At 60.5% G+C, this 13,455-nt stretch carries 10 protein-coding genes; 6 read left to right on the forward strand and 4 right to left on the reverse strand.

The annotated features are described in order from the left end of the window. Positions 1 to 289: 289 nt before the first annotated feature. Together ccoM and HX811_RS31780 are read right to left on the reverse strand one after the other, a co-directional pair. Complete coding sequence (ccoM, locus tag HX811_RS32145; protein WP_003210916.1) at positions 290 to 406, reverse strand: cytochrome c oxidase subunit CcoM; 117 nt, start codon at positions 404 to 406, stop codon at positions 290 to 292. A gap of 143 nt (positions 407 to 549) precedes the next feature. After that, positions 550 to 807, reverse strand: a complete 258-nt coding sequence (locus HX811_RS31780) for a hypothetical protein (protein WP_146014684.1) — start codon at positions 805 to 807, stop codon at positions 550 to 552. 40 nt (positions 808 to 847) lie between these two features. Here HX811_RS31780 and HX811_RS31785 point away from each other — a divergent pair, with 40 nt between their 5' ends. From HX811_RS31785 to HX811_RS31795, 3 genes are all read left to right on the forward strand, one after another. Next, the gene (locus HX811_RS31785) at positions 848 to 1,720 is read left to right on the forward strand and encodes a LysR substrate-binding domain-containing protein (RefSeq protein WP_102368259.1); all 873 of its coding nucleotides are present in this window, start codon (positions 848 to 850) and stop codon (positions 1,718 to 1,720) included. Positions 1,721 to 1,808: 88 nt separating this feature from the next. Further along, complete coding sequence (locus HX811_RS31790; protein ID WP_003210913.1) at positions 1,809 to 2,279, forward strand: RidA family protein; 471 nt, start codon at positions 1,809 to 1,811, stop codon at positions 2,277 to 2,279. Continuing rightward, positions 2,276 to 3,472 (forward strand): aminotransferase class V-fold PLP-dependent enzyme, encoded by a 1,197-nt coding sequence (locus tag HX811_RS31795; RefSeq protein ID WP_371132488.1) that lies wholly within the window; start codon positions 2,276 to 2,278, stop codon positions 3,470 to 3,472. The genes HX811_RS31790 and HX811_RS31795 overlap by 4 nt, the downstream gene beginning before the upstream one ends. Here HX811_RS31795 and HX811_RS31800 read toward each other — a convergent pair. Next, a complete protein-coding gene (locus tag HX811_RS31800; protein ID WP_008430424.1) occupies positions 3,469 to 3,810 on the reverse strand; it encodes a hypothetical protein in 342 nt (113 codons plus the stop codon). The two genes, HX811_RS31795 and HX811_RS31800, sit on opposite strands and share 4 nt — an antisense overlap. Before the next feature lie 216 nt (positions 3,811 to 4,026). Here HX811_RS31800 and rapA point away from each other — a divergent pair, with 216 nt between their 5' ends. Next, positions 4,027 to 6,873 carry an RNA polymerase-associated protein RapA gene (gene rapA / locus HX811_RS31805; RefSeq protein ID WP_003210909.1) on the forward strand — a complete coding sequence of 949 codons (2,847 nt, stop codon included), beginning with the start codon at positions 4,027 to 4,029 and terminating at the stop codon, positions 6,871 to 6,873. A 182-nt stretch (positions 6,874 to 7,055) separates the two neighbouring features. On the opposite strand, the gene HX811_RS31810 is transcribed toward rapA, so the two are convergent. Continuing rightward, the gene (locus HX811_RS31810) at positions 7,056 to 8,402 is read right to left on the reverse strand and encodes an MFS transporter (RefSeq protein ID WP_102605047.1); all 1,347 of its coding nucleotides are present in this window, start codon (positions 8,400 to 8,402) and stop codon (positions 7,056 to 7,058) included. 281 nt (positions 8,403 to 8,683) lie between these two features. Between HX811_RS31810 and HX811_RS31815 the strand changes: the two genes are divergently transcribed. Both HX811_RS31815 and HX811_RS31820 read left to right on the forward strand, forming a co-directional pair. Further along, positions 8,684 to 10,945 carry a bifunctional diguanylate cyclase/phosphodiesterase gene (locus tag HX811_RS31815; RefSeq protein WP_008430421.1) on the forward strand — a complete coding sequence of 754 codons (2,262 nt, stop codon included), beginning with the start codon at positions 8,684 to 8,686 and terminating at the stop codon, positions 10,943 to 10,945. Positions 10,946 to 11,151: 206 nt separating this feature from the next. Beyond that, the gene (locus HX811_RS31820) at positions 11,152 to 13,329 is read left to right on the forward strand and encodes a hypothetical protein (protein ID WP_177048884.1); all 2,178 of its coding nucleotides are present in this window, start codon (positions 11,152 to 11,154) and stop codon (positions 13,327 to 13,329) included. Positions 13,330 to 13,455 lie beyond the last annotated feature (126 nt).

The raw sequence follows: 13,455 nt of genomic DNA on the forward strand, positions 1-13,455 counted from the left end.
AGGGATGCCGATTTAGCCGCGCCGGGCCATGGATGGCCCGTCGCGGCGGCCCGCGGAGCCGTGCCGGAGTGCGGGCATGCCGAGCCTAAGCGAGGCACCGAGTGGTGGGGCAAAGCGTTTTTTGGTTACTTTTTTAGGCGTTTGTAAAAAAGTGACTCGCTGTAAGAGCGAAACCATAAGTAGCCGTTACCGCAGCAACGGATATGTACACAAATCAAAAAATCCAAAACAAAAAAAAGGCGACCGAAGTCGCCCAAAATGCCTTGCGTGCTCATGTATCCGAAAAGACCTAAGGCCTCTTACGCTTATTAGCGTCTTTCCAGATAAAAATTCCAAACCCTACAAAGAACATCACCATGAGGCCAACCGTCAGCACTCCGGCAAACACCACATTATCGAAAAACATGACCGGCCTCCTGCACTTGCCCTGTTGCGATAGGGCTAAGTTAACCAAGAAGACGAAAGAAGAAATTGACGAGGATCAATGTCGCCCGCGACGGAGCGTAAAGAAGGGAAATAACTGACCTGCATCAAACGATGCAGGCTATATCAACGCTTTTTCGGTTTGCTTTTCGGCTTTTTCTTGGGCTTCCCCAACGGCATCGCCTGTTCAAACGCCTGGCGCACTTCATTCAGTCGCTTGTCATTCAGATCATGAACACGTTTGGCTCGTTCGGCATTCAGGTCAATCAGCTTGTCATCGTCACTCATGGCTTGGCTTACGTAATGGCTTGGATGCCCCAATAATGCGTCCTGCGCCAATCCCGCGTAAACAAAATCGATGTCATCGCGCGCATTTGCCCGCAAAATCCCCCCATCCCCCCCCCCCTCACACAGAGCGTTCGACGTGGCACTGCACAAGGACCTTCCCCCACTCCTGGCCCTGCGCGCCTTTGAGGCCGTGGCCCGGCATTTGAGTTTTATCAAGGCCGCCGCCGAGCTGTCAGTGACCCAAAGCGCCCTCAGCCATCAAGTGCAGAAACTCGAACAGCACCTGGGCAAACCGCTGTTTATCCGACGCACCCGCGCCATCGATCTGACCGAAGACGGCCAACACTACTACGACCAGATCCGCCCCGCCCTCGACACCATCGCCGCCGCCACCCGCCAGCAGCAAACACCGCCCGCCACCAGCGTACTGCGCGTCGGCCTGCTCGCCTCGTTCGCCACCTTGTGGCTGGCACCGCGCCTGGCGGGGTTTCTCAGCCGCTACCCACACATCCAGGTGGAGTTGGTGCCGGCGATTCAGCTGGCAGATGTCGCCGCCGCCGAGGTCGACCTGGCGATTCGCTACGGCAAGGGCGACTGGACCGACGTGCAGGCCACGCGCCTGATGAGCGAAACACTGTCACCCGTCTGCAGCCCGGCGTTCAAGGCCAGCCAACTGGCCAATGGCCCGCTGCTGATGGCCACCTCGCACCGCCCTTTCGAGTGGACCGACTGGTCCCGGCATTATCAGGTGGATGTGGAGCACTACCCCAAGGCGCTGCTGCACGACTACAACATCGTGGTCGAAGCCGCCGTCGCCGGCCAGGGCATCGCCATGGGCCGCCACCGCCTGATCGAACGCAGGCTCAAGGAGGGCACATTGGTGGAGGCCTTCGACTGGCCGCCCTATCAAAGCGAGATCGGTTACTGGCTGATTGCCCCGCATGGCGAAACCAGCACGGCGGCCGCTTGTTTCAGTGAATGGCTGCGGGAAATCTGTGCCGACGCATGAGTTATTTCGATACGTCGAGTTAAATCTATCCGTTTGTCGGCGAAAATCGCCCCGCCCATGCTGAAGACTCTTTCCAAGAGGATTCATCATGAGCCACTCCATCTCACAACGCGTACAAGCCCTCGGCCTGAGCCTGCCGACACCCAGCCAGCCGATTGCCAACTACGTGAATTACGTGATCAGCCAGAACCAGCTGTTCATCTCCGGCCAAATCCCGCTGCTGGACGGCAAACCGACTTACATCGGAAGACTCGGCGAATCCATCAGCGAAGACGAAGGCGCCAAGGCCGCCGAACTCGCGGCGCTGGGCCTGCTGGCCCAATTAAGCGATGCCCTGGGCGATGACCTGTCGCGACTGGTGCGCATCATTCGGTTGGGCGTATTTATCGCCAGCAGCGGTGATTTCCAGCGCCAGGGTGCAGTCGCCAATGGCGCTTCGAACTTGCTGGTCAACGCCCTCGGCGACAAAGGCCGGCATGCCCGTACGGCCGTGGGCGTCGCCAGCTTGCCGGGCGGCGTAGCCGTGGAGATCGACGCGATTTTCGAGTTGCAGCCGTGACTGCGCTGTCCCTGACCGAGGTCCGGGAGCTGCGGGACGAAACGCCGGGCTGCCAATCCGGCATCGTTCACTTCAACCACGCCGGGGCCTCCCTGCCCAGCCAAGGGACGCTCGATGCAATCATTGACCAGTTGCAGCGCGAAGCCCGCGACGGCCCGATGGAGGCCGGCGAACACGGCGCACTGCTGACAGAAAAAGCCCGTCGCGCCGCCGCGCAACTGCTCAATGCGCCCGTGTCATCGATTGCCTTCGCCAGCAGTGGCTCGACCGCCTGGAGCATGGCGTTCCAGGCGTTGGGCCCGTGGCAGCCAGGCGACCGCATTCTGGTGGGCCGCCACGAATGGGGCGGCAACCTGGCGAGCATGCAGACGGCCGTGCAATCGGGTGCACAAGTAGAAGTGATCCCCTGCGATGAAACCGGCGCGGTATCCGTCGCCGGCCTGGAAGCCATGCTCGACGCCCGGGTGCGGTTGATCGACCTGACCTGGCTCCCCGCCAACAGCGGCTTGATCAACCCGGCCGAGGCCATCGGCGCGTTGGCCAGGCGTCATGGCATTGCCTATTTCATCGACGCCGGGCAAGCCATCGGCCAGGTGCCGGTGGATGTGCAAGCGCTGCACTGCGATGTGCTCAAGGGCGCCGGGCGCAAGCATCTGCGCGGCCCACGCGGGACCGCCCTGCTCTATGTACGGCCGGATTTTCTCGAGCGCTTGAACCCGGCCCAACGCGATGTGTTTTCGGCGCCCTGGAGCCCTGCGGGATTTGACTTGCGCAACGACGCCCGGCGCTTTGAAACCAGCGAGGTGTCGTTCGCCTTGCTGGCAGGCCTGGGCAATGCGTTGCTGGAGGTCAATCGATTGGGGGTCGAGCGGGTCCGCGAGACGGTCCGGCTGTTAAGCGACACAATCCGTGAACAATTGCGCCGAATCGACGGGATTACCTTGCATGACCTGGGAACCAGCGCAAACCAGTCCGGCCTGATCGCGTTCAACCTGGCCGGCTGGGACGCCTTCGAGCTCAAGCGCCGCCTGGGCCTCAAGCGGATCAATATCGGTGCCAATGGCGTGCCCTACACTCCACTGGACATGCAGGCCCGCGAGCTGGACAGCGTGGCGCGAATCTCCGTGAGCTACCTCAATACGGCGCAAGACATCGAGCAACTGATCGCCGCCCTGCGCGAACTGCGGGATTAAACCTCGACGTCCACCCACAAGCCTTGCCGTGGTGCGTCTTCAATCAACGGCACCACCGGCACGGTGTTGTCGGCGTTGAGTTCGTCACCGGGAACAGCCAGGTGCTCCTGCGAGTCTTCATCGGCTTCGCGGCGACGCTTTTGCTGTTCCTGCTGGCGACGCTGCTCCTCGCGCAGCAGCAAAGCCGCTTCCTCGGGATCGCGCTTTTGCAAGTCGATGGTACTTTCGTTGGAGCCTGGCTGAACCGGCGCCACGGGCGGGATATCCGGCTTCTGGCGCACCGGGTCAAGCTGCGACGTGACCGGCACAACACTCAAGGGCAGCATGGGTGGCAGCATATTATTAGTCTCCTGTTCAGCAGACTGTCGGCTGCGTGGGTGACGACTTGAGCGTCAAGCCGCCAACTTGTGAACCAATCGTCATCTATCCGACGAAGATACCGCCCTTTTTCTTGCCGCTTGTAGCTTAAAGCTCGAAGCTGCACCTATTCCTTTTGGTCTGGAAGCCGTGTTCCGTTAGAATAGTCGGCTTTTTCACGGCGGGAGTCAGGCAGCATGGCGCAGCAGTATCAACCGGGGCAACGCTGGATTAGTGACAGCGAAGCAGAGCTGGGGTTAGGCACCGTTCTGGCACAGGACGGCCGCTTGTTAACCGTGCTCTATCCGGCCACTGGCGACACTCGCCAGTATGCGCTACGGAATGCGCCCCTCACTCGCGTGAGGTTTTCGCCGGGTGACACCATCACCCATTTCGAAGGCTGGAAAATGACCGTGCAAGAAGTCGACGACGTCGACGGCCTGCTGGTCTACCACGGCCTCAATGGGCAAAACGAGCAGGTCACCCTGCCGGAAACCCAGCTCTCGAACTTCATCCAGTTCCGCCTGGCCAGCGACCGTCTGTTCGCCGGCCAGATCGACCCGCTGCCCTGGTTCTCCCTGCGCTACCACACCCTGGAACACACCAGCCGCCAGTTGCAGTCCTCGCTCTGGGGCCTGGGCGGCGTGCGTGCGCAACCGATCGCGCACCAACTGCACATCGCCCGTGAAGTCGCCGACCGTATCGCGCCGCGGGTTCTGCTGGCGGACGAAGTGGGCCTGGGCAAGACCATCGAAGCCGGCCTGGTGATCCATCGCCAGTTGCTGTCGGGTCGCGCCAACCGCGTGTTGATCCTGGTGCCGGAAAACCTCCAGCACCAGTGGCTGGTGGAAATGCGCCGCCGCTTTAACCTGCAGGTCGCACTGTTCGACGAAGAGCGCTTTATCGAAAGCGATGCCACCAACCCGTTCGAAGACACCCAGCTCGCGCTGGTGGCCCTGGAATGGCTGGTAGACGACGAGAAGGCCCAGGACGCGCTGTTCGCGGCCGGCTGGGACCTGCTGGTGGTCGACGAAGCGCACCACCTGGTCTGGCACGAAGAAAAAGCCAGCCCCGAGTACTCGCTGGTGGAACAACTGGCCGAAGTGATTCCGGGCGTGCTGCTGCTCACCGCAACCCCTGAGCAACTGGGCCAGGACAGCCACTTCGCGCGCCTGCGCCTGCTGGACCCGAACCGTTTCCACGACCTGCACGCCTTTCGCGCCGAGAGCGAAAACTATCGCCCGGTGGCCGAAGCCGTCCAGGAGCTGCTGGACAAGGGCCGTCTCTCGCCCGCCGCCCACAAGACCATCCAGGGCTTCCTCGGCGACGAAGGCGAAGCGCTGCTGACCGCCGTCAACGATGGCGACGCCGAAGCCAGTGCCCGCCTGGTCCGCGAACTGCTGGACCGCCATGGCACCGGCCGCGTGCTGTTCCGCAACACCCGCGCCGCGGTGCAAGGCTTCCCGGAGCGCAAGCTGCACGCCTACCCGCTGCCGTGCCCGGACGAATACCTCGAACTGCCCCTGGGCGAGCACGCCGAGCTGTACCCGGAAGTCAGCTTCCAGTCGCAGCCGGACGTCGATGAAGAACAACGCTGGTGGCGTTTCGACCCGCGCGTGGAGTGGCTGATCGACCAGCTGAAGATGCTCAAGCGCACCAAAGTCCTGGTGATCTGCGCCCACGCCGAAACCGCCATGGACCTGGAAGACGCCCTGCGCGTGCGCTCCGGCATCCCGGCCACGGTGTTCCACGAGGGCATGAACATCCTCGAGCGTGACCGCGCTGCCGCCTACTTTGCGGACGAAGAATTCGGCGCCCAGGTGCTGATCTGCTCGGAAATCGGCAGTGAAGGCCGCAACTTCCAGTTCTCCCATCACCTGGTGCTGTTCGACCTGCCGTCCCACCCGGACTTGCTGGAACAACGGATCGGCCGTCTGGACCGGATCGGCCAGAAACATGTAATCGAACTGCACGTGCCGTACCTGGAAACCAGCCCGCAAGAGCGCCTGTTCCAGTGGTACCACGAGGCGCTGAACGCGTTCCTCAACACCTGCCCGACCGGCAACGCCTTGCAGCACCAGTTCGGCCCGCGCCTGCTGCCGCTGCTGGAAAACGCCGACGACGGCGAGTGGCAAGGGCTGATCGACGAAGCCCGTGCCGAGCGCGAGCGCCTCGAAGCCGAACTGCACACCGGCCGCGACCGTTTGCTGGAGCTCAACTCCGGCGGCGCTGGCGAAGGTGATGCGCTGGTGGAAGCGATCCTTGAGCAAGACGACCAGTTCACCCTGCCGATCTACATGGAAACCCTGTTCGACGCCTTCGGCATCGACAGCGAAGACCATTCGGAAAACGCGCTGATCCTCAAGCCCAGCGAAAAAATGCTCGACGCCAGCTTCCCCCTGGGCGACGACGAAGGTGTGACCATCACCTACGACCGTAACCAGGCGCTGTCCCGCGAAGACATGCAGTTCATCACCTGGGAACACCCGATGGTGCAGGGCGGCATGGACCTGGTGCTGTCCGGTTCCATGGGCAACACCGCCGTGGCGCTGATCAAGAACAAGGCGCTCAAGCCGGGCACCGTGTTGCTGGAACTGCTCTACGTCAGCGAAGTGGTTGCTCCGCGTTCGCTGCAGTTGGGCCGTTACCTGCCACCGGCGGCACTGCGTTGCCTGCTGGATGCCAATGGCAATGACCTGTCGGGCCGCGTGTCGTTCCTGACCTTGAATGACCAGTTGGAAAGCGTGCCGCGGGCCAGCGCCAACAAGTTCGTGCAGGCCCAGCGCGACCAGCTGACGCCGCGGATCAACGCCGGTGAAGAGAAGATCGCCCCGCGTCACGCCGAGCGTGTGGCCGAGGCTCAACGGCGCCTGGCGGCGGATACCGACGAAGAACTGGCGCGCCTGACCGCGTTGCAAGCGGTCAACCCGACCGTGCGCGACAGCGAACTGGTTGCCCTGCGCCAACAGCGCGAGCAAGGCCTGGCGATGCTCGACAAGGCGGCGCTGCGACTGGAAGCGATTCGGGTGTTGGTCGCGGGCTAACTTCGCCGCCCTACCCTGCCAAACAAAAAGGCCCGCGCAATGCGGGCCTTTATTCACTTGAGACATCGTTGTTATTGATGGCCTCTTCGCGAGCAAGCCCGCTCCCACATTAGACCGAGTTCCATCTTGAGAATGCGGTCAAATGTGGGAGCGGGCTTGCTCGCGAAGGCGTCACCTCGGCCTCAGGCAGTAACCGCCCTGGCCGGCACCTCCGCCACCCCCAACCCATCCTTCATCCGCTGGGCATCGCGCACAAAACTGCGGGACGCCTGGAACAGAAACAGCATGGTCAGGAACAGCGCCACCGGAATCAGGTACATGGCGTCATGCAGTCCCACCGCCTTGTAAGCCTCGGTCATCTGCTGGGCACCGTCGGCATACATCGCCGAATGGGCAAAATGATCCGACAACCCGCCCACCACAATCGGCCCCATGCCCCCGCCTAGCAAATACAAGCCGGCGAAGAACAATGCCATCGCCGTCGCCCGCAGGCGCGGCTCGACCACGTCCTGGATCGCCGTGTACACGCAGGTGTAGAAGTTATAGGCAAACAGCCAGCCGACACTGAACAGCGCCACAAACACACCAATCTCGATCCGCCCCGCGTGCAACGCCCAGGCAGTGGTCACTGTAGAGATAATCAAACTGCACGCCGCGAACAGCAGCCGGCCGTTAGCGATACGTTGATGGATCTTGTCGGCAATCCAGCCGCCCAGGGTCAGGCCCACCAGGCCGGTAATACCGACGATGACACCGGTGGCGACTGCCGCATCCTGCAACGGCAGCAGGAAATAGCGTTGCAGCATCGGCACCAGGAACGAGTTGCAGGCATAGGTGGCGAAGTTGAAGCACAACCCGGCCAGCACCAGCCAGAGGAATGTCGGCACCGCCAGCACCCGGCGAATCGGCCGGTCGACTTTCTCCTGGGAGACTTGCACGGCTTCCGCCGCGCCGCGCTTGGGTTCCTTGATGTAGAACATGAACACCGCAAGGATCAGCCCCGGCACCGCGGCAATAAAGAACGGCGCACGCCAGCTGTCGAACGCCTTGACCATCGCACCAATGGTGAAGAAGGCCAGCAACAGGCCCAAGGGCAGGCCCAGCATGAAGATCCCCATGGCCCGGGCACGGCGGTGGGCCGGAAACAGGTCACCGATCAGCGAGTTGGCCGCCGGCGCATAACTGGCCTCGCCGATACCGATGCCCATGCGCACCAGCAAAAAGGTCCAGAAGCTGCCCACCAGACCATTGACCGCTGTCAGGCCACTCCACGCCGCCAGGCCCCAGCCCATGAGTTTGCTGCGCGAGCCGGTATCGGCCAGGCGCCCCAGCGGCAGGCCGGCAATTGCATAAACAATGGTGAACGCGGTACCGATGATTCCGAGCTGGAAGTCGCTGAGGTGCCACTCCATGCGGATCGGCTCGATGATGATCGCGGGAATGGTGCGGTCGAAAAAGTTGAACAGGTTGGCCAGGAACAGCAGGAACAGAATGCGCCAGGCATTCGCCGCTTGGGTCGAGTTCTGCATGGGTCCGTCTCTTTTATTGTTATGTGAGCCGCGATGCCAGACGCATCCTGAGCCCGGAACCTGCAATCTAGTCAGCCTCGTGGGGATTGTCTGTAATGATTCGTAAGTCTGATGTCACTCCATCGGGCGACCCGGGCGGTCATCCCTAATCATTTGGTTCTAGTTGTTTATAAAATCATCGCCAAATAATTAGAAGCAATCTGCCATCAATCCTTGTAACTCGCTCACGCTCTCTATACTGAAAGACGCAGTCAGACTAAAACTCTGTGACGGGACATGCTATGGAATGGCTTGGTTTGCATTTTTTTACCGACCTTCCGGACAGTGGGCACTTATTACTCAATTGCAGTCATAACCCCTTTCTGGTGCTACTGGCGTATGTAGTGGCGTGTGCAGCGGGCTTCGGCACCCTGGACATGGCCGAGCGGGTCGGCCATGTCGACAACCCCAAGGCTCAACGGCACTGGCGCTGGGTAGGCGCGGGCTGCCTGGCAGGCGGCATCTGGTCGACCCACTTCATCAGCATGCTGGCCTTCCAGGCGCCTATCGCGATTCACTACGAATTGATCATGACGTTCGCCTCGCTGCTGATCGCCCTGATCGCGGCGCTGTTCGCCATGCAAACCCTCAGTCATCCAAGGCTGCGCGCCCACCAATATGTGCTGGCGTCGGTGTGGATGGGGCTGGGTATTGCGCTGATGCACTACGTGGGCATGTCGGCCATGCGCTCCGAGGCGGGCGTGTATTTCGAGACTGGCTTGTTCCTCGCCTCTGTGTTGATCGCGATCGGCGCCAGCCTGGCGGCGTTGCTGCTGTCGCTGTACCTGCGCAACGGCACCGGCATGTTCCATCAATTGCTCAAGTACGCGGCCAGCCTGGTGCTTGGCGCGGGCATTATCAGCATGCACTTCACCGGCATGGCGGCCATGCAGCTGCTGGTACCCGAAGACCTCGTACAGTCGGCACTGCCGGTGGACAACAACCCGGTCCAACTGGGGCTGCTGGTGGCGGTCATCGCCCTGCTGGTGATTGGCAGCAGCATCAGTGCTGCCCTCGCGGACAAGAAGCTGCAACACAAGGAAACCGACCTGCGCCGGGTCAACGCCCTGCTCACCGAACTGGACCAGGCCCGCGCCTCGCTGCAACAGGTGGCGCATTACGATGCCCTGACCACCCTGCTCAACCGCCGTGGTTTCAACCAGATCTTCGCCGAGAAACTCGCGGAAAAAACCGCCACCGACGGCATGCTGGCGGTGATCTTCCTGGATATCGACCACTTCAAGCGCATCAACGACAGCCTCGGCCATGACGCCGGCGACGAACTGCTGACGGTGCTGGCCGGCCATATCAAAAGCTCGGTGCGCAGCCATGACGACGTGGTCGCGCGGTTTGGCGGTGACGAATTCTGCATCCTGATCAGCATCCATCACCGCGATGAAGCGCGGCACATGGCCCAGCGCATCATGCAGAAAATGAAAGACCCCATCGAACTGGCCGGCCGGCGCATGGTGATGACCACCAGCATCGGCATCAGCCTGTTTCCCGAAGACGGCAAAACCAGCGAAGAGCTGCTGAAGACCGCTGACCTGGCGCTGTATCAGTCCAAGGATGCCGGGCGTAACAGCCTGAACTTCTTCAGCTCCAACCTGAAAACCCGGGCCTTCCTGGAACTGCAGCTGGAAGAGGAACTGCGCGCCGCACTGCGGGGCAAGAACGAGTTGGTGCTGTTTTACCAACCGATACTTGACCTGAAAAAAGGCAGGGTCACGCGCCTCGAAGCCCTGGTGCGCTGGCAACACCCCCAACATGGCCTGCTGACCCCGGACCGGTTCATCGGCATTGCCGAAAGCAACGGGCTGATTGCCGAACTGGATCACTGGGTACTGCGCCAGGCCTGCCACGACCTGAGCCTGCTGTCGGAGCAAGGCCACACCGAATTGGTCATGGCCGTGAACTGCTCGGCCCTCAACCTGACCCGTGACGAGTTGGCCGATGAGATCGAAAACGCCCTGCGCTTCGGCGGGATCGCGGCCAATCGCCTGGAACTGGAAGTGACCGAGAACGCGCTGATGGGCAATATCAGCAGCACCCTGGCATTGCTGCGGCAAATCCGCGCCCTGGGCGTGTCGCTGTCCATCGACGACTTCGGCACCGGCTACTCGTCCCTCGCCTACCTTAAACGCCTGCCGTTGAACACCTTGAAGATCGACCGTTCATTTATCCAGGATATCCCCAAGTCGAACGCCGACATCGAGATCGTCCAGGCCATTATCGGCATGGCCCACACCCTGCACCTGCAGGTGGTGACCGAGGGCGTGGAAACCCTGCAACAATTTGAAGTGGTGCAAAAACACGGCTGTGATTTTGTTCAGGGTTACCTGCTCAGCGCTGCGGTGCCGTTGAGTGATATCAGCGCGGTGATCAACAGCCTGGACCAGAACAACATGTTCAGCCTGCTGGGCCTGACGGGGGGTGACCCCGCGCCGAAAGACCCGCCTTCGGGTCGTGCGGGCCCGGCGTCCATCGTTCGGCCAATTCGCTGACGCCGAAAATTTGGCAATTTGCCATCATTTCACTAAAGAACCCCGACGAACGGCCGATTCATCAGAGTCCGGCCAGGCTTTCCCCTTAAAACCCTAGGGTTAAACCCTATCGCCCAGGACCAGGACGCACTGTAAAGTCGCGATCTCTCATTCTGTGATGGCTATTTGATACTTACTCAGCCATCCGTCCAGGCACATGGCGCACAATGACTTCTAAAAATAACTCTGCCACTGCGGTATCCGACGTGTTGCTGACAGCCCCTGCGAAAAAACCCTCAGGTTCAAAGTCATTGAGCACCGCCCGCCCGCTGGCCACCCAGCAGTACCTGTACTTCACCGAGACCAACACCGACCGCATCCTCGACAACCTCGACGGCCTGCGCGACATGGTGTTCCCGCGCGCACCGCACCTGGAAGTCGACGGTGAACTGCGCAATGAGCAGGAATTCCCCTCGGTGTGCCTGATCGGCCTGGGCCGCTGTGGCTCCAACATTGCCCTGGATGTGGCAGAGCTGGTGTACAACGCCCGCAAGTTCTACCTCAACGAATTCAGCAACGAAGACAAATCCACCGACAAGGGCTACCGCCCCGCCCAGTGGATTCGCAACAACCTGCGCCTGGGTTCGAACAAGGGCACCAAACCGGTGTTCCTGGTCGAGCCGCTGGTGATGCTGGGCGACCTGGACAAGGACATTGCCGGGCGCATCCGTTTCTCGCGCAAGGGTGAGAAAAGCGGTTTCCTGCGGGACTACAGCAAGATGAAAATCATGGACCTCTCGGAAGTCCATGCCGGCGGCGCCGGTAACGCGCCGATCCTCGGCCAGTACCTGGCCAAGATTATCCTCAACAAAGACACCCAGCGCTTCTCCAGCCCCGACTGGAAGATGATCCACTCGTACCTGATCGACTCCTGCGGCATCAAGGCCAACCAGTCGCGCCTGTACTTCTCGATCTTCAGTGCCGGCGGCGGTACCGGTTCAGGCATGGCCTCGGAGTTCGGCCTGGCCCAGCAGCACTCGTACATGAACAAGACGTTCGACACCAAGCCCGCCGATGAACATGACAGCAAAAGCGGTCACGCCTTCGTGTTCGAGCCGATCTTCACCAGCGGGATTTGTGTGCTGCCGAACATCTCCGATCACCGCAGCGAAATGTCCGAGGCGCTGCACATCAACGCCGGGCGGCTGTTGTGCAAATACCTGTCGGAAGAATGGGACTTCTCGTACAACTTCGACAATGAAGACAGCAGCGAAGCCAGCGTGAAAGGCCGTATCCGGCCATGGAACGCGATGATGCTGATCTCCAACGACATCATGCGTTACGCCGAGGAAAGCGATGACGGCAACATCCAGAACATTGATGTCAATGCCATGGAAAAGCACGCCAACCAGTACATCTCGCAGCAGATCTTCAACATTCTGACGGCCCAGGCGGTTACGACCGACTACGACCAGAACTATTTCCGTCGCGCCGGGATCGACATTGGCGAGACCATCCGCCTGGATGCCAACGACCTGTTCATGAGCCTGGCTGGCCCGGTGGCGATTGCCTACGCCGAATCGGTGGTGCCGGAAACGCCGGCGCCCTCGAGCGACAAGTTCAAGGTGTTCGAAAAAGAGCCGCAGCGGCTGAACATCGACGACTTGTTTTTCCGTTCCATTGATCTGCCGCACTTCAACAAGGTGACCCAGGCGATCGAAGGCATCAGCCTGTTGCCGATTGAGTCCAAGCGGTACAAGGCCTCCCTGGAGCAGTACAAGAATTCCGGCTATGACGCGGCGGCGTTGCATGACCTGCATTTCTTCAAGAACTGCTCGTCGGTGGTGTCGATTGTGTCGTTGCCCAAGGATTACAAGCTGTCCTATATGGACCTGAATCGGCTCAAGACGCACCTCAACAGCCTGTTTCCCAATACGACGCTCAAACGGTATGCGCTGGTGATCGGGGCGTCGGCCAACTTGTCGCTCACGACCTTGATCGCTAAAAGCCCGTGCCTGTCGGATGATTTTTTGACGTTGATCGTGGCATTTATCAAGCGCTGTTTTGCGCGTAATCCGTATCGGTTTGATGACACCTTGGATAATTCGATCCTGGATTTCATCATCCATGAGGATTTTGATGAAGACCGGATTGATGAGCTGCTCAACGAGTTCGAGAACCCGGCGAAGATCCTGGATACCAACTGGTATGCGATCAAGCCGATGTACGAGAAGAAGTATCGTGAGTTGATCAACGACAAGGACAAGTTTGTGTCGATCAACGATATTCGTCTGTCGCGGGATTGTGTGAAGAAGGCGATCAAGTACCTGCGTGAGATTTATCGTCACCGGATTGGGAAGACCAAGGTTATTTCGCTGAATAACCATACCGGGAAGACGGCGTAGGCTTTGTTGCTGAGGTGGGGTGTATATCCGTTATTTAGGTAACGGCCACCTATGGTTCCGCTCTTACAGCGGCTCACTTTTGAAAAGCGCAAAAGTAAGCAAAACGCTCTTGCCCCACCACTCGGC

It is taken from the genome of Pseudomonas sp. F8002 (genome assembly GCF_013385495.1).
In the GTDB taxonomy this organism is placed as follows: domain Bacteria; phylum Pseudomonadota; class Gammaproteobacteria; order Pseudomonadales; family Pseudomonadaceae; genus Aquipseudomonas.